15 protein-coding genes are annotated in these 26676 nt (G+C 35.1%); 3 read left to right on the plus strand and 12 right to left on the minus strand.

Annotation, left to right across the window (positions count from 1 at the left end; genetic code table 11):
• Positions 1-6: 6 nt before the first annotated feature.
• The 11 genes from ACFQ0I_RS05965 to ACFQ0I_RS06015 all read right to left on the minus strand — a co-directional run bounded on the left by ACFQ0I_RS05965 (position 7) and on the right by ACFQ0I_RS06015 (position 19378).
• Positions 7-2106 (minus strand): glycoside hydrolase family 97 protein, encoded by a 2100-nt coding sequence (locus tag ACFQ0I_RS05965; RefSeq protein ID WP_379940349.1) that lies wholly within the window; start codon positions 2104-2106, stop codon positions 7-9.
• Between the two features lie 9 nt (positions 2107-2115).
• On the minus strand, positions 2116-4434 hold the full coding sequence (gene bglX, locus ACFQ0I_RS05970; RefSeq protein ID WP_379940351.1) for a beta-glucosidase BglX: 2319 nt from the start codon (positions 4432-4434) through the stop codon (positions 2116-2118).
• A gap of 3 nt (positions 4435-4437) precedes the next feature.
• Positions 4438-5223, minus strand: coding sequence for a carboxylesterase family protein (locus ACFQ0I_RS05975; protein ID WP_379940353.1), 786 nt, complete (start codon positions 5221-5223; stop codon positions 4438-4440).
• Positions 5224-5233: 10 nt separating this feature from the next.
• Complete coding sequence (locus tag ACFQ0I_RS05980) at positions 5234-6601, minus strand: glucoamylase family protein (RefSeq protein WP_379940355.1); 1368 nt, start codon at positions 6599-6601, stop codon at positions 5234-5236.
• 5 nt (positions 6602-6606) lie between these two features.
• On the minus strand, positions 6607-7980 hold the full coding sequence (locus ACFQ0I_RS05985; RefSeq protein ID WP_379940356.1) for a glucoamylase family protein: 1374 nt from the start codon (positions 7978-7980) through the stop codon (positions 6607-6609).
• A 117-nt stretch (positions 7981-8097) separates the two neighbouring features.
• Positions 8098-9855, minus strand: a complete 1758-nt coding sequence (locus ACFQ0I_RS05990; RefSeq protein WP_379940358.1) for a LamG-like jellyroll fold domain-containing protein — start codon at positions 9853-9855, stop codon at positions 8098-8100.
• 21 nt (positions 9856-9876) lie between these two features.
• Positions 9877-11421, minus strand: coding sequence for a RagB/SusD family nutrient uptake outer membrane protein (locus ACFQ0I_RS05995; RefSeq protein ID WP_379940359.1), 1545 nt, complete (start codon positions 11419-11421; stop codon positions 9877-9879).
• An 11-nt stretch (positions 11422-11432) separates the two neighbouring features.
• Positions 11433-14477, minus strand: coding sequence for a SusC/RagA family TonB-linked outer membrane protein (locus ACFQ0I_RS06000; protein ID WP_379940361.1), 3045 nt, complete (start codon positions 14475-14477; stop codon positions 11433-11435).
• A gap of 225 nt (positions 14478-14702) precedes the next feature.
• On the minus strand, positions 14703-17399 hold the full coding sequence (locus ACFQ0I_RS06005; RefSeq protein ID WP_379940363.1) for a helix-turn-helix and ligand-binding sensor domain-containing protein: 2697 nt from the start codon (positions 17397-17399) through the stop codon (positions 14703-14705).
• 309 nt (positions 17400-17708) lie between these two features.
• A complete protein-coding gene (locus ACFQ0I_RS06010) occupies positions 17709-18182 on the minus strand; it encodes a hypothetical protein (protein ID WP_379940365.1) in 474 nt (157 codons plus the stop codon).
• A 2-nt stretch (positions 18183-18184) separates the two neighbouring features.
• Positions 18185-19378 carry a response regulator gene (locus ACFQ0I_RS06015; RefSeq protein ID WP_379940367.1) on the minus strand — a complete coding sequence of 398 codons (1194 nt, stop codon included), beginning with the start codon at positions 19376-19378 and terminating at the stop codon, positions 18185-18187.
• A 175-nt stretch (positions 19379-19553) separates the two neighbouring features.
• On the opposite strand from ACFQ0I_RS06015, the gene ACFQ0I_RS06020 reads away from it, so the two are divergent.
• From ACFQ0I_RS06020 to ACFQ0I_RS06030, 3 genes are read left to right on the plus strand one after another with little or no spacing between them, the layout of a single operon-like run.
• Positions 19554-22646, plus strand: a complete 3093-nt coding sequence (locus ACFQ0I_RS06020; RefSeq protein ID WP_379940369.1) for a hypothetical protein — start codon at positions 19554-19556, stop codon at positions 22644-22646.
• Positions 22646-23863: a hypothetical protein gene (locus ACFQ0I_RS06025; protein WP_379940371.1), complete on the plus strand. Its 1218-nt coding sequence runs from the start codon at positions 22646-22648 to the stop codon at positions 23861-23863. Before ACFQ0I_RS06020 ends, ACFQ0I_RS06025 begins: the two co-directional genes overlap by 1 nt.
• Positions 23863-25377: a cellulase family glycosylhydrolase gene (locus ACFQ0I_RS06030; RefSeq protein ID WP_379940373.1), complete on the plus strand. Its 1515-nt coding sequence runs from the start codon at positions 23863-23865 to the stop codon at positions 25375-25377. Before ACFQ0I_RS06025 ends, ACFQ0I_RS06030 begins: the two co-directional genes overlap by 1 nt.
• Here the strand turns inward: ACFQ0I_RS06030 and ACFQ0I_RS06035 are convergent.
• Positions 25367-26584, minus strand: coding sequence for a glycosyltransferase (locus tag ACFQ0I_RS06035; RefSeq protein WP_379940374.1), 1218 nt, complete (start codon positions 26582-26584; stop codon positions 25367-25369). The genes ACFQ0I_RS06030 and ACFQ0I_RS06035 overlap by 11 nt on opposite strands.
• Between the last annotated feature and the right edge of the window lie 92 nt (positions 26585-26676).

The raw sequence follows: 26676 nt of genomic DNA on the forward strand, positions 1-26676 counted from the left end.
AGGTGTTTAGTCAATGGGTACAATACTCATAGCTGTTCCTCCGCCAGCTACCAAATTAAGTTTAAGCTTCGTTTTGTTTGAGATGGTTTTTGAAACTATAGAATAGCTTTTCGGATTGTTTTTCCAATCGGCATCTTTTCCGTCTTGATAGATGGTTGCCTTATATTTTTTATTTGGTGAAAGGAAATTGAATTTTATTTCGGTAGTTCTTGCGTTTTCATCGGTGATGGCACCAAGAAACCAGTTTTCAGAATTCTTATCTTTTCTGGCAACGGTAATATAATCGCCTGGTTCTGCTTCAAGATAAATGGACGCTTGCCAATCTGCCGGAACATCTTTTATAAATTGAAAAGCATCTAAATGTTTTTCGTAATTCTGGGGTAAATCGGCAGCCATTTGTAAAGGCGAATACATGGTTACATACAATGCCAGTTGTTTCGCTAAGGTAGTATGAACTTGTTCGGTTTTATTAGGGTCGTAAGCACTCATTTTAATTTCGAATATTCCCGGTGTATAATCCATTGGTCCTCCCAATAATCGTGTAAACGGTAAAATGGTTTCGTGTGCAGGCGGGTTTCCCGTGCTCCATGCATTAAATTCGTTGCCACGAGCCGCTTCGGCAGCAATGTAATTTGGATAGGTTCTATGATACCCTGTTGGTCTAGTGCTTTCGTGGGAGTTAAGCATCAACTTATTATCGGCCATACGTTGCGCCACAAAATTATAATGGTTGACCATGGTTTGTCCGTCATGGAATTCGCCTCTTGGAATGATTCTACCAACATAACCGGACTTTACGGCAGGGTATTCGTAGTGTTTCATCAAATTTATGGCTCTATCCAAATGCCGTTCGTAATTGGCGACAGACCCCGATGTTTCGTGGTGCATTATCATTTTAACGCCTTTAGATTTAGCGTATTTATATACTTCTTCGATATTAAAATCTGGGTATGGTGTTATAAAATCGAAAACATCTTCTTTCCAGTTTCCAAACCAATCTTCCCAACCAACATTCCAGCCTTCAACCAAAACCCCATCAAAACCATGTTTCGCTGCAAAATCGATATAGCGTTTTGTGTTTTCGGTAGTAGCGCCGTGTTTTCCCGAGGGAATTAAATCTTGAGTGGATACATTTTGAGCATTCTGGCTTCCGGCATAATCCCAGGTGGAGATGCCCACATGCATTTCCCACCAAATACCCATGTATTTCATGGGTTTTATCCAAGATGTGTCGTCAATTTTATTAGGTTCATTTAAATTTAAAATCATTTTTGAAGCTACAATATCGCGGGCATCATCACTTACCATAATGGTACGCCATGGTGTAACCGAAGGCGTTCTTAAGTAGGCTTTATCGCCAATGGCATTGGGCACTAAACAAGATGTAAGCTGAAAGGTTTTTGGGTTTAAATCTAAGTGCATTACCGGGTAATTATTTACCGCTGCTTCAAAAATATTAATGTAGAGTCCGTCGCTAGATTTCATCATTAATGGTGATTGAATTCTATATTTACTTTCGATGCTTTTTAGGGCAATGCCATTGTTTAAATCTAATTTTGAATTATCAATTTCTGATAGTTTTGTTTCATTATACACATATTCCTGACTGTCGAAATCTCCCGGAATCCAGAAGGATTTATGATTTCCGGTGAGGTTGAACTCGGTGTTTTCATCTGAAATAATAAAGTAATTCACCTTATCTTCAAACGGGAATTCGTATCTAAACGCTACACCTTCATTAAATACTCTAAACGAAATATTTAAAAGTTTGTTGGTTTGGTTTTGCTTTAGCTGAATATGTAATTCGTTATAACGATTTCTAATGGAAGCTTGCTCGCCTAAAACGGGCGTCCAGTTTTCATCAATACTGTTTTGTTTGGAATCAATAACTTTAAAATCGCGCGATAAACTGATGCCACTTTTTAATTGAATGCCCAATTTACTGGGTTTGATAACTTCTTTTCCTTTATAAAAAACGGAATATAGCGGTTCGCCAGTGTCGTTTAAGGTAACCTTTAAAGTAATGTCTTTAGAGGGTGATTGCACCTCTTGCGCATAAATGCTTTGGAAAACACTTAGTAATAATATGATAAATAAATTTTTCAAAATGTGTTCTTATTTAATTAATTCAAATTGAGAAGAAAGCGTTGCGTTCGAATTGGTGCCTACAAACACCTGAAACATTCCAAGTTCGGCAGTAAAATCTAAATTAGAATTATAAAATTTCAAATCGTTTTCGGTTAATTTAAATGTTACTGTTTTAGTTTCTCCTTTTTTAATGGCTATTTTTTGAAAGCCTTTAAGTTCTTTTACAGGTCTTGTAACAGAACCTACCAAGTCGCGAACATATAATTGCACAACTTCTTTTCCATCAAAATTGCCTGTATTGGTAACATCAACCGAAATTTCGATATTGCCAGAACTATTTAATTGATTAGAACTTAATTTTAAATTGCTGTAATTAAAGGTTGTGTAGCTTAAACCATACCCAAAAGGATATAAAGGTTCGTTACGCTCGTCGATATAATTTGATTTGAATTTTTCGAACTTACCTTCGCTATTTCCTAAAGGTCTGCCTGTATTTTTATAATTGTAAAAAATAGGCACTTGCCCTAAGCTTCTTGGAAATGTGGCGGTTAATTTACCTGACGGATTTACATCGCCAAATAACACATCGGAAATGGCTAAACCGGCCTCACTACCAGGAAACCACACGTTTAATACAGCTGGAACTTTCTCGTTTTCTTCAACAAGCACCAAAGGTCTTCCGGTGAACAGCACTAAAACCACAGGCTTTCCTGTTTTAAGTAAGGCATTGAGTAAATCTTTTTGAACTTGCGGAATCTCTATATTGGTTCTGCTACTGCATTCGCCACTAAATTCTGCCGATTCCCCTAAAGCAGCAATAATAACATCTGATTTTGATGCAATGGCCAATGCTTCGTCTAATAATTGTTTGTCGGTTCTACCATCGCGCGGAATTTCTTTACCAAACATGGTGGCGCGTTTTTCTAACTCTAAATCATAATCTAAATTACTACCCTTTGCATAGTGAATAGTTGCTAGGTCGCCAATTACAGTTTTTAAGCCTTCTAAAAGCGGGTTCGATAAATCTTGTTTTGTTGCAACACTCCAGGTGCCAGCCATATTAACTGCGGTATTTGCTAAAGGACCAATAAGTGCGATAGTTCCAGATTTTTTAAGTGGTAAAAGTTGGTTGTCGTTTTTTAATAATACCATCGATTCTGTAGCTACTTTACGGGCAAAAGCTTTGTTTTCTTTGGTGAAAATTTCTTTTGCTGGTCTAGTTTCATCACAATATTTATACGGGTCGTCAAATAACCCTAATTTAAATTTTGCGGTTAAAATTCTTTTAACGGCAGCATCAATGGCATCGATAGAAATTCTGCCTTCGTCTAAAGATTTTTTTAAAGTATTCAAAAACCCATCAGAAACCATATCCATATCCACACCTGCTGTTAGTGCTTGTGCAGACACTTCCTCAAAGTTTCCAACGCCATGGTACATCATTTCTTCAATGGCCGTATAATCCGTTACCACGAAGCCATTAAAACCCCAATCTGTTCTCAATAAATCTGTTAATAACCATTTATTTCCTGTGGCAGGAACCCCATCAATTTCGTTAAACGCCACCATTACGGATTCAACACCTGCATCAATAGCAGCCTTATATGGTGGTAAATATTCGTTATACATGCGTATTTTACTCATGTCTACCGTATTGTAATCTCGTCCCGCTTCTGGAGCGCCGTAAAGCGCAAAATGTTTTACGCAGGCCAACATGGTATTGTTTTTAGTTAAATCGTCACCTTGATATCCATGCACCATGGCTTTTGCTATTTCGCTTCCTAAATAAGGGTCTTCGCCCGAACCTTCAGAAACTCTACCCCATCGTGGATCTCTAGAAATATCTACCATAGGTGAAAAGGTCCAGTTAATACCATCGGCGGTGGCTTCTTGTGCCGCCATTTGCGCCGTTTTTTTAATGAGTTCCATATCCCAAGAACTGGATAAACCAAGCGGAATAGGGAAGGTAGTTTCATAACCATGAATCACGTCCATTCCAAAAAGCAATGGGATTTTTAATCGGCTTTTTTCAATCGCTATTTTTTGAACTTCTTTAATTTTTGCGACCGATTTTATATTAAAAAGTCCGCCGACTTTACCTTCTTCAATTTTTTTGGCAATGTTCGAGCTTTTTGCTTGTCCTGTAGTTATATCGCCTGCAGAAGGCAAGTTTAATTGCCCTATTTTTTCTTCAATCGTCATTAAATTGAGTAAAGAATCCACTTGCTTTTCAAAGGGATTTGTGTATGCGGTGTTTTTCGAATTATCATTGCCAGAATTACACGATTGTAACAGGATGACAATAAGCGAAAAAAGCACGATTTTGATTTTGGTTAGGTTCTTCATGTTTTAATTTTTTGATTTAGAAAATAGCCATGTTAGCAGTTGAGGTTCGGCAAAAGCAGAATCCCAGCTGTTGTGATTGTCGTCTGCATACAAGGTGAAATTTGGTTTGCCACCAGCTTTTAAATAGGCAGACACCATGTTGATGGATAGTTGCGGATCGACCACATCGTCTTTAGCGCCATGAAACACCCAAAGTTCTGTTTGGTTTGCGTAAGCTTTTGCACCTTCTGGATTTCCGCCACCGCAAATCGCAAATGCTGCTGCAAACATATTGGGTTTTCTGTAAAGCATTTCAAAAGTTCCCATGCCTCCCATGGATAGCCCGCCAATATATATTTTTTGCTTGTTTACATAAGGCTTGGTTAAAAATTCGTCCATTAAAAGCATGGTTAAGTTTAAGGCTTTTGTTGGGGGTTCATTAAGGGTAAAGGTTAACGAAATAGGTTTTGTACTTCTATCTACCGTGGCATTGGCCCAATAATCTTCTTGTGGGCACTGCGGAAAAATTACGATGGCAGGAAAAGCGCCTCGGTTCATTTGCTCTGTAAATAAGGCGCCGCCATTTGTAAGTTGTTTAGTGTTGTCGCTACCTCTTTCACCTGCACCATGAAGAAACAAAACAATAGGGTATTGTTTGCTTTCTGAAAAACCTTTGGGTAATAGCAATCGGTACTTAAGCGTATCATTTTTGTTTATAAAAATTTCTTTTGAAAACGTCTCGGTATTTTGCGCTATCAAATGGGAAGAAATTCCGAGAATTAAAAAGATAAGTAAGGAGTTGAATCTCATAAATAAAAACTTAATAGTTAAACCCGAGTTTATTTAAACCGTTTTTTACGTCGGTATTTTGCATGAATAAATTCCAAAGTAATCCTGTTCTGTGATTTTCAATCATAATAATTTGTGGGCCTTGGTCGATTGCCAAATAAGCATCGGCTACCCAGTAATTATAATGTGGGCTAAATGCATCATAAAAACCGGCAGGACCAAGAAGTTTGTCTTTTTTCTGATAAAGAAAATGCATCACAGTTAAAGATTCTGAAGGGGTGTATGGCATAGAACTGATGGCTGCAGTAGGGGATATAACCCCTAGATCATTTGAAGGACTATGAGCAGAATAGCCTATAGTGCCATCAGAATTTCTGGAATAACTTGCCGTTAAACCCCAGCAATCTGCACCATAATCCACAAAGTTTTTTGGGTTTGAAACACAATATTGGCGATTTATTTTTGTGTGATTAACAGCCAAAGTCCAATAGTTGCCGTATTGGTCGGACAAATTTTTTGGGTTTAATCCTAAAAAGGAATAATGGCTAAAAAATAGTGGTCCGCCATAATTAGAACCTCCGGCATGGTTTAATACTAGCGGAAGACTATATTGCGTACTCGTAGATACAATAGCGCCGTTATTAGCCCATCCTTCTGTATATGCAGTTTTCGGTATGGAATAATTTGGAGATGCTGCTCCTAAAACATAGGCTATTAAGGTTTCATTATAGCCGCGTAATTTTAAATTAATATTAAATCCGTAATCAGGACTCCAATGCCAATATAGTGCGTTTTGATTTTGAGTATACCAATTCCATTCTATGCCTTTCCATAAGGCATCGGCTTTCTCGGCTAATGCTTTTTCGACATCAGTACCGTTTTTAAAATATTCTTTCACACAAATTAAACCTTGTGCTAAAAAGGCTGTTTCTACTAAATCGCCTCCATTATCTTGGGTGCTAAAGGGTATAACATTTCCTGTACTGCCATTTATCCAGTGTGGCCATGCCCCATGAAATCGGTTGGCAGTTTCAAAGAACTGCACAATTTTAGATAATCGTGTTACGGCTTGCTCTCTTGTAACATAACCTCTTTCTACCCCAACTAGAATAGCCATTAAACCAAAGCCTGTACCTCCGGTTGCTACAACATTTTGATTTAAGGTTGGATTTTTTGGGTGGTAGCGTTCTTTGGCTGCACCAGAATTGGCTTCGGCAAAATCCCAAAAGTATTTAAAGGTTTCTTTTTGGGTTAAATCCATCATTTCTATGTCGCTTAATTTTTCAACCACAGGGGTGTTATTATCAGGAATATAGGGTTCCTGATATCCTGGACCGTCATCTTTAGCGCACGATAACGCAAATAAAAATAAAGTTAATATGAATATTTTCTGAATCATACCTGTTACTTAGAGTTATTAATATTAAAACCCAATTTACTTAATCCATTATTTATGTCTTCATTTTGCATAAATAAATTCCAAAGTAATCCAGATCTGTAATTTTCAATCATAACCGGGATTGGGCCTTGATCGATAGCTAAATATCTTGGTAAAAACCAATTGTCTTGTAAACTAAAAGCGTCATAAGGACCATATTTTCCAATTAAAGAATCGTGGTCTTTATACATTTTTTTTAGCATTTGCATACTTTCTTTCGGCGTATAAGGAAACGATGATAGCGCCGCCGTTGGCGATATGACTCCTAAATCGTTGTCAGGTCTGTGTCCTTTGTAACCTTTTATGGAGTAGCTTGAAGTTAAGCCCCATAAACTATCGCCGTAACCTTTATAGTTTTTAGGATTGTCTATGGCATATTTATAATGAATTTTTGCTTGATTTTGAACCAGTTTCCAGTAATCTGCATATTGGTCTGAAAGTCCATTAGGATTCAAACCTAAGTAGGAATAATGTGCCCAAAATAAGGGGCCGACCAAAGATTCATCATGTTCATAATAGTTTAAAACCAAATCTTCGTCATAATATTTTTCGGTTGAAACGATTTTGCCATTTCTAGCCCAACCTTTATGATACACCGATGGTTTTATTGGATGTGTAGGCGATGCTGCTGCTAATACATACATGATTAAGCATTCGTTGTAACCGCCCACAGGAAAATTCATGTCCCAGCCAAATTCGGGCGACCAGTGCCAGTAGAGTACATCTTCACCGTTTTTAGTATACCAATCCCATTCAACTTCTTTCCATAATTTATTGATTTTGGCAACAAGAGCCTGTTCTTGCTCGTCGCCATTTTTATAATATTCAGAAACCGTTAATAGGCCTTGAACCAAAAACGCCGTTTCAACTAAATCGCCACCATTATCTTTTTTGCTAAAAGGTACGGTTTTACCTGTTTCACCATTTAACCAATGTGGCCATGCGCCATGAAATCGGTCGGCATTATCAAGAAAATCAACTATTTTTTCAAATCGAGCAAAGGCTTCATCTTTATCAATAAAACCTCTTTCAATACCAACCAAAATAGCCATTAGCCCAAAACCACTTCCGCCAGTAGTCACCGTGTTTTTGGGTGATGTTGGATAAATGTCATCCATATGCAAACGCTCTCTTGCTAACCCAGAATTGGGTTCGGCACCATCCCAAAAGTAATCGATGGTTTGTTTTTGAATAAGGTTTAAAAGTTCATCGTCTGTCCATTTGCTTTCATCTGTTTTAGAAAGTGCATTTCCATTTTGCTTAGTTTCAGTTTTACAACTGATAAAAAGGAAGCCAAACAGGGCAATAAACAATGCGATATGTTGATATGAAATTTTCATAAATGGAATATTAATTTAAGCTGCATTTTTTTAAAAATGCAGCTTAAATATTAAAAAACAAAAAACTAACTATGTGTTTTTGAGAATTTTGTGGCACCACGATGAGTGCCATAAAATTTACATCATACTTTGAATCTCTGCCTGAGTTAATGTTTTATTATATAAATGAAGTTCATCAAGATAACTTAGATCAGATAAATGACTCCATCCCGTAAAGCGAGGCGCACCAGACATAATAGATAATATGTTGCAACCTGTCCAGTCGATACCAGTAATAGCACTTTCCTTAACAGGCAATCCATTTATATACACTATGGCTTTGGTTGGAGAAATTGTAAATGCTAAATGTACCCATGCGTTTAATGTAGGGTCTACATCTGCAGCAGTGCCACCATCAACCCAAACATCGGCAGTACCATTGCCTACATTTAGTTTAAAGCGTTGTTTGCCACCTGCATTTTCTCTAAAAAATCTGAAGCCGTTTTTTCTATTGTTTTGGGCAGTTGGGTTGGCCGTATCTTCTGGTCCGGCAACCAAAATACCTGCACGATCTGGCGTGGCATTTACTTTGTACCACATCGTTGCACTAAAAGATTCTCCGGTTAAGCCTGTTGTTGGCAATGTTAAATAAGAATCTGTTGCTCCTGCATAGGCATTTGTCCCTTTTTTAGCTTCACCAGCATAACCCGGTGTTCCAACTTTAGTGGCCGTAGTATTACCCACTACATTGATATAATTATTATCAAAAGGCATGTATAAAGTTTCGTTGGCAGCAGGAACGTAAGGGTTTGTTACGGCAATTATGTTTTGAATTTCAGATAGCGTTAAAGCCTTGTTGAATAAGCGTAAATCGTCCATAAAACTATTGTCAGACTTATGGCTCCATCCTGTAAAGCGAGGTGCGCCAGACATGATTGATAACACATCACAACCTGTCCAACTTACACCAGTAATAGGGCTTTCTTTTACAAGCACTCCATTGATGTAAACGATAGCCGAAGTGGCCGATATGGTAAATGCCATATGTACCCAATCTGAACCAGCAGCAACATCGGCAGCAGCACCGCCATCAACCCAAGTATCGGCAGTTCCGTTACCTACATTTAATTTAAAGCGCTGTTTGCCACCTGCATTTTCTCTAAAAAATCTAAATCCGCTTGTTCTATTATTTTGAGCGGTTGGATTTGCAGTATCTGGAGGACCAATTACTAATACACCAGCTCTATCTGGGTCGGTGTTAACTTTATACCAAAAAGAAGCCGATAATTCTGAACCTAAATTTAAACCAGCAGTTGGAAACGTTAAGTAAGAATCTGTGGCGCCTTTGTATGCATTTGTGCCCACTACAGACGTGCCTGCAAATAAAGGTGAACCCACTTTAGTGGTTGGTTTTACACTAATTAATTCTACATAATCATTATCAAAAGCCATGTAAAAAATTTCATTACTGAATAATGGAATGTATGGCGGCTCTTTTTCAAACGTTACGGTTGCAGATGTTGATTTACCGTCAAGATCTGTGGCGGTTATTTTTAATTCGTGAACGCCTGTTGCAATATTTTCTGCTGTTAAAGCTTGTAATACACGACGATAATCTTTAAAGTCGCCGCTGTAGGATGCTATTTGAGAGCCGTCTATAAAAACAGTTATAGTACCAACTTCAATATCGTCTGTAACTTCAAACTCGATATCTACAGCAATTACAGGGTCGTTAACTTTAAATTTAGCTCCGTTTAAAGGTGCTTTTATTGTAACCACCGGAGCCGTAGCATCGGCTCCTGGATCCACCTCGGTAATACCATCTATCCCATCGTTACATGATGCTATTGCCAGCATCATAAAAAAGGCGGTTATATATTTTAAGAATTTTTTCATATTTCTATTTTAAAATAATTATTAATTTGTTAAAGGTAAAGCATCAACTTGCGCTTGAGGATAAGGTAATAAGGCCTTATCTGCAGTAAAAGTTCTTCCGTCGTAACTTAATTCGCCATATTCGGCAAGTCTAATCATGTCGTAATAACGCGATCCCCATTCCATAGCCATTTCAGCAAATTTTTCGTCCATCACTATTTTAGAAGTAACTCCGGAAAGTGTGCTAAGACCAGCTCTTTGTCTTACTAAATTAACCGCTTGATCTGCAGTCATCGCAGAACTTGTAGCACCACGCGTTAAGGCTTCGGCGTGCATTAATAATATTTCGGCATAACGAATACAAATCATGTTTTTACCAGCTCCATAAGTATTACGACCATCGGTTAACTGAATGGATGGTAAATAGTGTTTACCACTTGAAAACATTGCGCGAGAATAATCGTTTATTCTATCGCCATCTCTTGTAGTGTTTGTTATCCAACTAGGCAAGGTAGCATATGCAGCATCTGTTTTAATTTCTGTGATACCACGATTGGTAAATAGCACACTTGTTTCTAAACGTACAGTTTCGTTTCGGCTAAGCATAAATTTAATATACTTTAAACTTGGCTCGTAGAAGCCCCAACCACTACCTGCATTCGCTCTAGCTGGTGTCCAGTTTTGAGGTGCGAATGGTTGGTATGAAACACCACTCGTGTAATAGAAGAAATCTCCTGTTGAAGAATTGAAATCTGAAAACTGCATTTCGAGTAAACTTTCATTACTTAATTCGCCAGGTTTTTTAAATAACTGATAAAAATCTGAATACAATGAAAACTTACCTGAAGCAATAATGGCTCCTGTTGCATCGGCAACCCCTTGATAATTTTTAAGCTCTTGATTTGCTAATGCTTTCATAGCAAGCGCTGTGTATTTTGTAACACCACCCTTAACATCGGTGCGCTCATTTGGACGGGCATCAGGTAATAACGGAATAACTTCATCCATTAAATCCACTATATATTGCATGACTTCATCTTTAGTGGCAACGCCTGCATCAATTTCAGAATCTGGAATGGCAGTATTTATTATAAAAATACTTCCCCAGACTCTAGCTAAATTAAAATGTAACCATGCTCTTAATACCTTAGTTTCGGCAATATATTGGTCTGCTTTAGCAGCATTGCTAGCATTTGCATAAGCTTTGTAGTTCTCAATTAAATTGGCGGCGTTATTAACCCCAACAATATCTGCATAATGTAAATTCCATAGTGAATTATACATCCAATAATCTTTGTTATAGGTAAATAAATCGGTATTAGCGAAATCTTGCTGATCTCCTAAACCACCTGCATTTACATCGTCTCCACGAACCGATAACAATAAATATTCTTCCCAGCCTCTGGTTGCAAATGAATTATAAGCACCAATAAGTGGTTGAATCATATCTGCCGTTTTGGTATAATCGAGATCGCCAGTGGCAACCTGTCCTTCTATTAAATCTAGCTTATCATTACATGCCAATAAGCTAAACATAGCAATAAGCGAGTAAACACTTATTTTAATTGCATTTTTTATATTTTTCATATTCAATATTTTTATATTTTAATGTTAACACCAAATGTATAAACTCCTGGAACTGGATAGGTTTGTCTATCTACACCATCTGAAACTTCAGGATTGAAACCATTGTAGTTAAAGAATGTAAATGGTCTGTCGGCAGTTAATGTCAATCTGGTTTCAGGCATGTTTTTGCCTAACAGTTTTTCTCCTTTTATGGTATAGGCTAATTGAATATTTTGAATTCTAAAAAAGTCGCCATCTTCTACCCAGAAATTACTAAGTTTTTGATTCCAGCCTTTACGTAATCCAGCAGATGATGGGTAAGAATTACTTGTGCCTTCGCCATGCCATCTGTTAATGGCTAAATCTGCGTCCATATTCGTGTCGTTAGTGAAAATAATTTCACCACGTTTTCTATTTAAGATTTTGTTGCCTGTTTGTCCGTAGAAGCTAACAGAAAAATCAAAATCTTTATAAGAAATTCCCAGATTACCGCCATACATGAATTTTGGTAAATAAGAGCCTAAAACTACACGATCGTTATCATCAATAATGCCATCTGGAATACCATCAGGACCGCTAATATCTTTATATATTAAATCACCAGGTGCTAAGTTATTAGCCACTGCAATAGGATCTGCCGCTACTTGAGCTGCGTTTTGATACACCCCAACAGTTTGATAGCCATAAAATGCTTTTATAGGCTGGCCAACAATGGTACGTTGACGGAATTCTGCTGAACCCGCATCGATGTAACCTTTTGGATCGGTTAGACTAATTGTTTTGTTTTTAAGTGTTGTGAAGTTTGTACCGAAAGAATAACTTAAATCGTTAGAAATTGTTTTATTCCAATTAATAGCGACTTCAAAACCTTGATTCCTGATTTCACCTGAATTTCTTTCTACCGTTACATTAATAATTGGAACAGATACCGGCATGATGGCGTTTTTAGTATCACGTATGTAGTAATCGGCATCAATAGTTAAATTGTTGTTTAAAAACCCAAGGTTAATACCAAAGTTATTTTCTTCAATAACTTCCCAAGTATTGTCTGTATAGGTACTTGTAGAAGTAATACCTGTTGTCTGTACATTATCAATATCTATAAAAATATTACTAATGGTGTTAGTGCCTGAACTTGCAGCAACATTGTCGTTACCCAATTTACCCCAACTGGTTCTTAGTTTTAGGTAATCAATAACGCCATTATTTTTCATGAATTTTTCTTCGGAAACCACCCAACCGGCACCTACAGATGGAAAATAGCCCCAAGGATCTTTTGTGAATTTTGAAGATCCATCAGCTCTCATGGTTGCATACAACAGATATTTGTCTTTGTAATTGTAGGTAGCTCTAGTAAAATAAGATACTCCATAAAGTCTCTTTGTTCTATTATCATCTACACCAGTACCATTAAGAACGATAGAAGCATCTTCAGCATACTTTAAATACCAAGAAGATTCTAAATCTATTCCTGTTATATTCTCACCTTTTACAGATAAATTATTGTTGGCTTCATCTCTGTATGATGTACCAGCCATAAGTGTAAGGTTGTGATCCCCAAATGTATTATTATATGTTAAAATATTATCCCATATTTGATTAGAGCCTGTATTATAGGTATTGATAATACTTGAAACTCTATCTACATTATTCCCTAAATTATAAGGCAAATCTACATAACGTTCATCTAAAGCAGAATAATCATGATTGTAAGTCGATTTGAAATTTAATTTTTCAGGAATTAAATCTACTTCCACAAAAATACTGGACAAGACCTTCCTAATTTTTAATTGATTGTTATTGTAATTCATAGTTGGAAATGGGTTTTGTGTACCCCTGTATCCTAAAAATTGCGCATTAGAATATCTTACTGGTGTGGCCTCTGTATTTAAATCATCATATACAGGCATAATAGGTACTGCGAAATACGCTTGAAACCATGCGCCATTTTCTGCATTGTATTTTGTTGCGTTACTAAATACATTGTTAATTCCTATTTTAAAACGGTCGGATAATTTTACATCCACTTTAGAACGAATGTTGAATCGTTCATATTCGTTTTTCATATCTAAAATACCTTCTTGAGCAAAGTAGTTAGCACCTACCGAATAGGATACATTTTCTGCGCCACCAGTGGCACCAATACTATGACTTTGGATGATGCCAGGTCTTAATATTTCTTTAAACCAATCGGTATTGGCATTTGGTACATTAGGATTGACTCTACTACGACCGTAGCGTTGCATCGCATTTAATACAAAATCGATATCGGGTTGAGAGCCAGATTCGTATGCCATGGTTACAAATTGTTCTGCATTGGCTAATTTCATGACATTTTGTGCATATTGTATACCAGTATAGCCATCGTATTCAAACTGAGGTTTTCTTTCGAAGCTACCGGTTTTTGTTTTAATGATAATAACGCCATTGGCAGCTCGTACACCAAAAATAGCTGATGAAGAGGCGTCTTTTAAAACGGTTACACTTTCGATGTCTTTTGAATTAAGAAAATCGATATTGGTATAAAACATCCCATCTACTACATATAATGGTTTTGTGTTATCGTTATTATAAGAGCCGATACCTCTTAAGCGTACTGTTGGAGAATCTCCAGGAGAACCAGTACTTACAACTTGTACACCAGGCACCTTACCTTGTAAAGATTGCATGACGTTGGCATTAGGTGTTTTTTCGATGTCTTGCGATTTAATGGTAACGATAGAACCGGTTAAATCTGCCTTTCTTTGTGTACCATAACCAACCAGTACAATTTCGTCTAGCGATTCAATGTCGGTGCTTAAGGATACGTTAATGGTTCTTTGATTGCCTACGGTTACATTTACCGTTGTATATCCGATAGAGCTAAACTCTAATACTTCACCAGCATTTACCTGAATGTTATATTTACCATCAAAATCGGTGCTAACACCTCTATTGGTACCTTTAACAATAACATTTACACCAGGTACTGGCATATTATCTTCTGAACTAGAAACTACACCCGAAATGCTTATATTTTGAGTAAAGCCACTAATTGAAAATAGAAAAAATAATAATAGAATAATTTTTGCTTTCATATAGTTTAGTTTAATTTTTGGTAAGCACAAGATAAAACCTATTTTAATTTTTTCGCGAAATGCATTTACACTTTAAATACGCCACTAGTCATTAAATCCTCTAAATAGCTTTAATTGACGTAGGTTAATTTAATAAAAAAGTGAGTAAAAAGCTAAACGAAAACGCTATATGACGTAGTAATGACGTAAAAATAATTGTGAAAAACGTATTTTTTGAATCGAATTTTACAGATTCAGCAAATAATCGGACACTGAAATATCATTATCTAATTCCAATTTCTTTTTTAATCTGTATCTGTGTGTTTCTAAGCCTCTTACAGAAACGTTCAAAAGGGGAGCGATTTCTTTGTTAGATAAATTCATTTTGATGTAAGCACAAATCTTTAAATCTTTAGGAGTTAAATTGGCATGTTTTGATTTTAGGCTCTTGAAAAAATCTTCATGCACTTGGTTGAAATTTTGTTCGAATACTTTCCATTCATCTTTATGCGAAATAGAATTATCAACCTTTTTTAAAATCTTTTTAAAGGCATACTGATTATCAAAACTTTCTTTATTTACAGCCAATTCCCTTTTAATGTCTTGAAGGGTTTCGTTCTTTTTAACCAATGCCATTGCCGTATTGGCTAATTGTTTGCTCTTCAATTTAATTTCATTTCTTAGCGATTCGTTTTTAAGTTGAACAATGCGCTTTTCATTTTCTAAATTTTTCTCTCTTACAATTTCTTGTTGCTCTTTGGCGTATTTAATTTTTAGCAAACGTTGTTCTCTTTTTATTTTTTGTTTGTTGAAATAATAGAAAACACCTAGGCTGCTAAGCACCAGTAAAAAATAAAGAATTAAACCAATGGTGTCTTTATACCAAGGTGGAAGGACTTTTAAATAGATTTTAGTTGCGTCTGACGGTTCTCCTAAATAGTTGTTGGTTCTAAACAAGATGGTATAGGTTCCGTCTTTTAAACTTGAAAGTTCTAATTTGTTTTTATCTAATTTTTGCCATTTGGATTGATTTAATTCTAGTATGGCGTATTCGAAAAAATGATTGTCAGATTTAGGTGATGATATGGTGACGGCAAAACTGCTATTTAATTTTATAGAAATCTTTTTATTGGTATTCTGTTCTATTAATTCTTTGTCGATTTCAATTTTATCGATAAGTGGTTTATACAATGCCAAATTGGACTGTGAAGTATTATTTACAAGCATGAACCCATTGTCTAAATTTAAAGCAAAGGTGGAGTCGTTAATTTTTGATACATTTTCGTTACCAACTATTAACCGGTTTTCAAAATAATTATTCGCAATAGATAGTTCTTTTTGATTCTGGTTTAATGATTTGAAAAAAATAGCGTCGTTATTGTTTTTTAACACTAACTGCGGTACATCGTCTTCAGAAATTATATACGCATTTTTTCCAAAGTTCTCGTTTAGCAAATCGTACGGCACAATACTGTCGAGTATGGGTTGGTATTTTAACCAGCCATCATTAGTTTTAAAACATATGTCGCTTTTTATCTTATACAGTCTGATATTAAAATCGGAAAACACACCTTTTTTGTTATAATTTTCAATACTGGTAATGGAATCATAATTTTTATCAAACTTGATTTTATACAAACCTTTATAAGCGTGTGCCGCCCAAACAGTATATTGATCTTCGAAAACCAAATGTTTAATAGGCATGGTGGTTTTGCCTAAATGTTTAGCAATCCATTGGTTGTTTTCTTTTTTAAATTTCACCAAACCGGCATACGTTCCTTGAATATAGGTGTTGCTTTGTTCTGGAACTTTTTTAATTACCCAACCACCCGTAGCAGACGATATCTGTTTAATGGTGAAGTCCTTTACCAAAAAAGTACCTTCATTATGGCCGCAAAATAATTCGCCATCAATTTCTTTTAAATTCCATACTTGACCTTGGGAGCCTTTTATAAATTGTAAATTATTGTTTTTGTCAAAGTAAAAAAGCCCGGTGTTGCTGCCTAGGTAAATGACATTGTTGTATTTAATAACGTCGTAAACTGCTCCTAATCGGCCCGATACATCATTGAAAAAGCGGTTGTCGTTGTTTAAATCAATACTCGCAATCCCGTTATCTAATCCTAGCCAAAGTTTATTGTCGTTGTCTAAATGCTGACTTAATACGGTATTGTTTATTAAGCCATTTTCTTTATTAACATGCGAAATAATTTTTCCATCGCGATTTGTAAAATAGATGCCGTCTTTTATGGTTCCGAAAGCCATCGTGCCATTTTTTAGCACAGAAAAGCCATTTAATAAATGTTGTTTTATTAAATCGTTAATTTCAAAATCTATAGGTTTCACTGTGTTGTTTTCGTAAATAAAACAACCTTTTAACGATGTTACTAAAAGTAATTTTCCGTTGTATTTAGTAATAAACAGCACTTTAATATTTTCAATAGCCTTATCATGAATTTTTAATACTAAGTCGTTATTCTTTAATTCAAAAATACCATCATGAAGTGTAGATACATAAAGCTTGCCGTCTATTACATTACATGAAATAACAACAGATTTTGGTTTTATTTTTTTTATTTCGCCATTAAATTTATGAATGTAAATGTTTAAAAAGGACCTGAATACGATGCCTCCGTTAAAAGGTGCTATTTGCCAAATTTCTTCATTTGGGGAAATTTGATTTTTTATTTTATCGCTTAATGAGTGATAAACTAATACGCCTTTGCTATCTTTTTTCCAATAGCCAAATTCTTCATAAGATCCGGTGTACACTAAATCTTTATGCGCTAGAACTGAGCGAATGGTTGTTTTATTGGGTAGTTCTGTAAAATTCCATGTAATGCCGTTATATTCTAGTAAGCCATTATTGTTAGCAACATATAGCATGCCGTTTTCTGCTCTGGAAATACCCCAATTTTGATTTCCGGCATTGTATTCAGACAATGAAAAATTTTTAAAAAATGGTGTGAATTGAGCAGATATTATATTGTAGATAAAGAAAATTAGTAAAAAAATAAAATATCGAAGCTTCATAGTAATACCAATATATTTATTAAAAAACGCATATGAATTATTAGTTCTACATTTCCATAATGCCGAAAATTCACTTTTGCGTTAACTAAATTAAACATAAAAAACAGGAATATTAAACTTATAAAACAAATAAAGAATTTTTCCTATTTATGAACGTTCAAACAATGTGATTTTAAAATTGATTCAAAAGACTTCAATACATCGAATCAAAGAATGATGTTATAAGGAATGCAGGTTTATCTGCAATTCGTTGTTTAGTATTAAATTGAGATAATCTCTTAATAGAAATACATTTTTAATTAAGAGTCGGCTTTCTTTTGGGTTTAGCAAACCAGGTAATTTTAGCTTAATTGGTAATGTGTTATTAGCGTGTATTAATGTGTTTACGGCCTTAAAACAAGAGTCGTTTTCAATAGCTAAATAGCCATAATGCACTATTTTTTCAACACTATTTAAATAGCGCACTGCAGATTTTAATGCAAAATTTTCGCTTTTATATTTTTTGATATCAAGTATACTGATATGATTTTTACTTTGCTGTTTTACGTCGTTTAAAAGCGCTAATGTATTATCTAAACTGCCGTTATTTACTAAACAAAAATGCAACTCTGAAGCTGCATTTAAGGTTTGTGTAATTAAATCGAAGTTTAAATTGTTTTCATTATTATGAAAAATTAGTATAATTCCAACCATTTTTATGAATTTAAAACTAAGTTCGTTGCGTTGAGTTCCATTTCATTTTTGTTAGATTGACCACGGTATACCCAAGCTATTTCGGCTAACTGAAATATGATTTTTGCTGAATCTTTCATCGATAGTTTAGACCCATCGGCATGTATCCATCTTTTTAATGGTTGTTCACAAAGCATCGCTTTTGCTTGTTGTAAACCAAAATGTTGTGTCATTCTTTTAAATATTTCAACATCAAAGATCCATTGTGTTACAAATTTTTTACTGAAAGCGATGTCAATAACATCTTTATGAAAAATTTTCGCACCACATTGCGTGTCTTTAAAGTCCATTTTTAAAATTTTTCGGATGATGAAATTGATGGTTAAACTTATAATTTTTCTAGCCGATTCTTTAGTGATGTTGGCACCCATTCTGCTTATTCTCGAACCACTTACTATTTTAAAATTAGAAGTTTCAATCGTAGATACTAGGTCGTCAAAATCAGACAAATCTGTCGATAAATCAGCATCTAAAAAACCAATATAATCTAAATCTTCTTTTTTAGCCATGTGCAACATGCCTAGTCTTACAGCTTCTGCCTTTCCACCGTTTTTTTCACAATCGTAAACGCTAATAAAATCTTCTCTACCTTGTTGTAAATTATGAAGAACTTCTAAGGTTTTATCTTTGCTTCCGTCGTTAACAAAACACAGGTGGTAACCAGAATTTTTCTCAATAAAATCTAAAAATTCTTTGCTTAATAAACGTTCTTCTTCGTTGTAACAAGGAATAACCACCCCAACACAACGTTGTTGAATGATAACGTTATTTGATTTGTTCATTATTGAAGTAACTTCAGGTGCTCCGATTAAACGTTTTACACGGGCACAAATTTCGTTTAAACTCAATGGTTTTTTCATGTAATCGTTAATGCCTAATTCGAAGCCTTCGGTAATAATGGCGTCATTTGTATTGCCTGATAACACCATGATAGGGGTAGAGGCTTGATTTGAAGTTCTTATATATTTAACAATATCTAACCCAGAAACCCCGGGCATATTAATGTCTACAATTACCAAATCTGGTTGAAACGCATTGTATAATTCTATAGCTGCTTCGGCGTTTGTTTCTATTTGCACGATGTATCCTAATTCTTCTAATCGTTTTTGTAATGGTAGCAATACTAACTGTTGGTCGTCTATGGCTAAAATTTTCATAATTTTTAAAGTTTTGATTTTTAATTACATGACAAAAGTAGTTTGATAATCAGCTTTTAAATTTTAAATTAGATGGAGCTAAGCTTTAGTTTAGACGAATGGTAATTTTGTGTAGATAATTAAATATGAAACCTCAGGGCAATTTATTTATCTTTACCTAAGAAATTTTACGAGATTGAATAGCGAGAAAACTAACAAATATTTAATAGTAGCTTTACTTTTAGGTTTAGCATTTCATGGCGCTTCCATTTTTTTTACTTTGGAAACTACCTACGATGCGCTTATCCACTTGTTTTTTGCAGACCACTATGCGCATAGTTGGTTCGAACCTTGGAACTATAAGTGGTATACCGGATTTACAGTTATGAGTTATCCACCTTTGGTACATCAAGCCATTGGATTACTTTCTTTAGTTGGAGGCTTAAAATTTGGACTCTTTACCGTTGCGCTAATTAGTATTGTATTATTTATTACCGGGGTTTATAGGTTTTCCTTATTAATAACGGCTAATAAAACGGTTGCAGGATATGCCGCATTACTCGCGGTTTTTTCATCTTCTTTTGTAGAAACCCTTCACGTATTCGGTCAATTACCGAGTATTATTGGTATTTCGGTATTAATGCATGCCTTACCGGAAATTTATTTATGGTTAAAAACGGGTAAGTATCGTTATTTATTTACATCATTATCTCTAATTGCTGTAACCGTTACATCGCATCATGTAACGCCGATATTTGGGATGGTATTTTTTATTTTTCCGTTAATTGGAACGGTTATAATGGATGTTTCCAGCGAGCAAGTAAATACTATAAAAGACGTTACGTTTAAAATATTTCTAAAGAGTTTTTTTAAATTATTTAAGCGCATAATAAGCTTTGGTATGCTGTCTTTGGTAATAATTATAACCTGTATATTACCTTATTGGCTAAACTCTAAAGAAAATCCAATTACCCAAGTACCCATTCCTCATGGGTCGAGAGATAATTTTTTAGAAATTACTTCGTCGGGGTTGGTGTTCTTTTTGATTCCTTGGGGCGTACTGCTCATTTTATTGCCCTATATATTTTACCGCTATTACAGCAAGCGCTACTTGTTTTTTGGATTGTCCATAACTATTTTAACGGTTTTAGGTACGGGAGGCACTACGTCAATTCCAAGGCTTTTTTTAGGAGAAACAGCTTTTAATATTTTAACATTAGACAGGTTTACACTGTGGGCATCCATTATGTCCTTACCTATTTTTGGTGAATTTACTTTTCGTTTTGTTGAAGGAGATTTAAGAGCTTTAATTCAAGATAAATTTGGAGCGGTTTATCACCGGTTAATCGGAGGTATTTTGGCGGGATTGTTTTTATTTATGACCATTTTCACCATGAGCTTGGGCTATTTTAGACCCTCGCAACCACAACAGATAAAAATGTTGCCGATTGTAAATTTCTTAAATCAGGATCAGCATGACCATTGGCGCTATCTTACTTTAGGATTTGGCGATCAGATGGCGTGGTTAAGTGCACAGACAAAAGCTTTAACAGTAGATGGGAATTACCATTCGGCAAGACGATTGCCCGAGCTTACCACCCGAGCTATTGAACGTTTAGAAAATTCAAAATTTAAAGGGGTAGAAGGCATTGGCTCGCTACAACAGTTTTTAACAGTGCCAGAAAAATATAATCTGAAGTATATTTTTTCTAACGATAAGTTTTACGACCCGATATTATATTTCTGTGGCTGGCAGCGATTACGTCAATTAGAAAATGGTATTATGGTTTGGGAAAAGTTAAATGTTCCGCCATTATCTACCATTTTACCAAAAGAGGATGTGGCTACTTGGCAAAAAGTTTTATGGGGTACTATGCCATTTCTTACAGTGATACTCGCGTTTATTTTTAATGTGCAATTGTTGTTAATGTTGGCGTTAAAAACAAAAGGGAAAAGGCCTCCGGAATTTTTAAAATTCAGAAATAATTATAGTAAGTTTTCGAGAGCCGTATTGCGAATTACACATGTTTGGTCGGTGTTACTGGCAATTTTGGTGGTTTATGGGATGTATATTTTTTATATAAAGAACGATACACAACGCACACCAACCAATGCAGTAATGGCTTATTACGATGCGCTAGATTTTAAAGAATTTGAAAAAGCTCATAGTTTAATCGATCCCGAAAGCAACTTAAGTATTTCGCAGTATATGTTAGAAATTTCGGTGACCGATGGTTTGTTAAGCTCTTATGCAAAATTAGAGTCCATTAAAACCACCATCACCAATAGAACCGACAGTTTAGCAACCGCTAAAGTGGAAACCGATTGGATTACACCTTTAGAGAAAATAAGTAAAACTGATTTTAAAACTTTGGTGAATCATAAGGGGAAATGGTTTTTACAACCAGAAAACTTAGATTTCGATTTGCCACCAGACCAATTATATTCACAAAATGTAACGAAATATTTCAATCAGGGAAGAAGAAGAATTACTACCGAACAAACCCATCATGAAGATGTACTGAAACAACCTGTATTAGAAATTTTATCGGCAAAATTGGTAAAATACGAAAACCACTATGCCATTGTTGGTGAAATTCAAAATATAGATAATGTGCCAGCAGATGTGGTTTTAAAAGGAACCCTATACAATAACAACAATAAAGAACTGGCATCTTATAACGCAAAATTTCATTTAAAACATAAGCTTATGCCAAAAGAGGTGAGTAGTTTTAAAATTAATTTTGAAGGCATTGCCTGGTCTAAAACAAAGGATTCAATACCTAAAACGTTCAATCCAGATGAATTTACACCAGTTGCTTTTAGTGAGCAGCCAACAAAATTCAATATTCAGGCAGCGGGTAATGTTTCTAGTTCCGATTTATTTAAAGATGTGGTAATTAATGAGATTAATGTTACTGGAACTACCATCTCAGGAAGTTTATTTAACGGCGGATTGCAGGAAGTTACCATCCCACAATTACTAATAACGTATTATGATGACAACAAGCAATTAGTTTGGGTAGACCATCTGTTTGTGAAAGAAGGTATCCGTCAGCAACGTAAGCAAAGTTTTAACCTGCCCGTTTTGAAAGTTGAAAAGTTACAAGTAATAAACGATGATATGACTCACTGTTTTGTGAATGGCTTGCCGAATAAAAATATTTCAACCAAAGTGGTTCCTAATAGAATTGTAAATCAATCAGCTGGTTTATTACAACCTATTGAACACAACTTTTTTAAGTATATCAAAATTGAATTAAACAGTTATATAGGAAGTCCGAATTGATGAAAAATAAATTAACATATCTGCTTTTATTGATAGTTATTACATCATCTTCATTTATCGTAATCCAAGATAGACGAAGCAACGGGACGATGACGCTTTTAACTACTAAAACGGTATTTGTGGCCGGAGAAACGGTAGAGCTTCAGTTTTCAACAAATAGCAAAGCAATGCCTGTTTTGTACTATTCTAATAGTTATGGCGAGACGCTGATTAATGCTAAGCTAAAAAATAATATTCTCTATTATAAGATCCCGTCTGCTATTTCACATAAAAAAGGAATAGCCAGTTGGAAGTTGCTGAGTAAAAACAAAATTTTATCAGGGCAATTAAAAATTATAGCTCAAGAACAAGTATCAGAAATGGAAACCTATTTAGGGCCACCAAGTATAGAGGCTGGCGGAACCGATTTTACTATGTTGGTTGTAATTCCTACCGATGCTTTCGATAACCCAGCTAAAGATAGTACGCTTGTTAACGTGAAGCATCAGTTTCTAACTTCAGAAGTTTCAGAGGAGGTTTATACCAAGAACTTAATTGCTTACAAAACTATTTTTTCACCATTACAAACAGGTAAAATTATAATAGGATCAGAAAGTTTCGGTGCCAGTTCAAAAGAATTTGATATTCAGGTTTTACCGGCGATACCAACCAATTTTTATATTTCGGCTAAACGCATACACGATTATGCCGATGGGAATCAAATAACCACTTTTACCACTTCACAAATAAAAGACCGATATAATAATATGGTTGCCGACGGAACTTATGTTGAATTTTTTATCACAACAGCAAAAGGTTCAATTTTAAAAACGTCTGGAACTACCATCGATGGAGTAGCGACAGCAAAAATGATTCATCCCGATAGAGAAAACGATTGGATTGTAAAAGCCATTATTGAAGGTATGGCAGAAAGTAACACCATTAATCTCTTTTATAAAGGTGTAATTAACGAGTTCGAAACCAGTTTTACAGAAAATAATCGTCAGCTTACTGTTGGTCCGTTAAGAAGTTATATGAATCAATTAATTCCAGACGGATTAAAAGTAACCTTGCATATTTATAGCGATGGTGTTTTGTTAGATTCTGTGGTAAAATATTCCAATTATGGGAAAGTTGTCTTTTTGCTTCATGATGATATTTATAAAAGTGGCGACTATACTTTTAAAATTGAAACTGCAGGAATTGAAAATGTGTACGAAAACAAAATTTTACAGTAATGTCTATAACTAGAAAAATTATTCGAACCGTTTTAATGGCATTTTATATAATGATAATTGCCTTAGTTACATTAGGCATTGGGGCGTTATATAGTTATTTAAATACGGGAGCAGACAGAAGTAAAATGCTTCATACCGAAATTAAAAAAGCCGATCAATATTTGCCTAAAATAATTTGGGATTCCATTAGCAATGAAGGCCGTTTAATGGATGTGCAAACACTTAAAAAAATAGAAAACGATTATTTAGACGCTTGGTATGTAAAATTGCTAGCCTACAATACTAACGAGACAACAGGTATTGAAGATTATTATACCGAAAGTGCTAGAGAAAACATCTTCAATTTTATAAACTTAAATAAAGAACAAAAAATACATATTGAAGCCAGTACCTTAGAGCATCACTTAGCACTAGATTTTTTTAGTGAAGACGGCCAATTAGTGGTACTAACAGATGCTAATGTTAAACAATATAACCGCATCTATAAACGAGAGGCATTCGTTTTAGAAACTACCGAAACAGCGTCTTATAAGGTCGTTCTTTTGTTGGAAGATGGTTTTTGGCGCATCAGGCATTTAGTAAAACAAGCAGTTGTCGAAAACCCGAATACAGCCCGTTATGTAGATGTTTTGGGTATTGATATTAAAGGGATTAATTACTATCCAAAAGCATCGCCATGGGATATGTTTGGCGAAAAATTTAATATAAGTATTGTTTCAAAAGATTTTAAAATAATAAAAGAAGCCGGACTAAATACCATTCGGATTTTTGTGCCTTATGAAGATTTTGGTAAAGCGAATGTTAACACCTTGAAGCTTAATCAACTCTTAAAAACTTTAGATGCCGCAGAAAAAAATAACTTAAAGGTCATTGTAACCTTATTCGATTTTTATGGGGATTATTCGGTTTTAGACTGGACTTTAAATGAACGGCATGCTGAAAAAATTGTTGAAGCATTAAAAAACCACAAGGCTCTTTTGGCTTGGGATGTTAAAAACGAACCAAATCTAGATTTTAAAGCCAGAGGAAAGGAAAAAGTAGTGGGTTGGTTAAAAAATATGGTCGGCTATGTAAAATCTATCGATACCTTACATGCCGTTACTATTGGCTGGTCGAATACCCAAAGTGCGTCGTTGTTAAAAAACAATGTTGATTTTGTATCGTTTCATTATTACGAAGATTTAAACCTGTTACCCCAAAAATACAAACAGTTAAAAATAAAGATTGCTGATAAACCCATTGTTTTGGGAGAGTATGGAATGTCGTCATATCGTGGTTTATGGAAACCTTTTGGGAATTCGGAAAAAGCTCAGGCTGAATATCACAAAAAGGTTCAGGAAGTAATTGCTAAAAATAATATTCCTTACATATCCTGGACATTATACGACTTTGCAGAAATACCAAAGGAAGTCGTTGGAAGACTTCCTTGGAGAAAACGGGTTCAAGAACATTTTGGATTTATTAACCAAAATGGAGAGACTAAACCGGCATTCAAATATATTTCTAAGCCATAAGACCTTCAGTGGTTTGTACTTCCGAAGGATTTTTAGCATTGATAATAGCGTCAAAGGTTTCTAAATACATTGCGGCTATTTTACTCATAGGTAAAGCGGTAGCAGCTTTGTAATTAGCTTTTCCTAAAGCAATTCTATAGGAATCATTGGTTACAATAGTTTTAATGGCTTTGGCTAAACTTTCAACACTGGTTGGTTCGAAAAATTCGCCTTGGTAACCTTCATCTTTAACCAAATGTGCTAAGTCGCCTAAATCGGGCATTACCACTGCTTTTCCATAACTACCAGCTTGATGCAACACACCAGAACTTCCTGTGGTAGATGTGTATGGAAAAACAACAACCGTACTATCATTAAACAAGGTTGGCACCTCGTTTTCTTCAACATAACCTTTAAAACGTACTTGTGGCACATGCTTGTAATCTTCTTGAACTTTTGCTAAATATCCAGGAACATTTGGGTTGTCGGTTCCTGCAATTACAATTTCTAAATTTAAGCCTGTAGATGCTCTTACTTTTTCAACAGCTTCAATCATAGGTTCTACTTTTTTATAAGTACCAAACTTTCCAAAGGTCATAATTTGCATAGGTTCGGTAGGTACAATATAATCTGGTTCTTCAGGAATTTCGAAGCTGCCGTGAGGTATGAGTTTCACATTTTTAGCATTGTATTTTTTCTCTAAAACATCTACATATTTTTCAATAGTTACCGCAACAGTATCGGCTTGTAAAATAAGTTTCGTTAAGGTGGTTCCTATAAAACCATAAAGTTTTTGCATTAATTTATTACTCGTAAAGCCTGCAGTTCCTAAATCTACTTCCTCTAAAATATTATGGAGCAATACAATATTTGGGATGCTTTTTAACTTACAAACCAGCGGTAACATTAAGCCCAAAGCGGCGGCTATTTTTTTATCGCCAAATTTCATAAACTGCAAATTGAATAATACAGCATCTGGTTTTGTTTTATTGATAGCCTTTGTTACTTTAAATAAGTTTGTGTAACTATTAAACTCCCAGCATTCTTTAACGGTAATTTTGCAACCAGCTTCGGTAAATTCTAAATCTTTTTCACCTTCCGTTTTATCGGTTAATAAAATTAATTCTGTCACTTCTTCTTTTTGTCTGAAGTGTTTAACCAGATGATAAGCGTACTCGTTTAAAGTGACTTTACTTGGTGGATATGCGGTTAAAATTGCTAATTTCATGATTCTTTTATTTTTAATTATGATACAAATTTGGGGTTTATAATTTCAAAAAAGCGGCGACCTTAGTTGGACTGACCATTAGTGTAGACGAA

The sequence above is a fragment of the Mariniflexile aquimaris genome (assembly GCF_042676825.1).
Taxonomy (GTDB): Bacteria; Bacteroidota; Bacteroidia; order Flavobacteriales; family Flavobacteriaceae; genus Mariniflexile; species Mariniflexile aquimaris.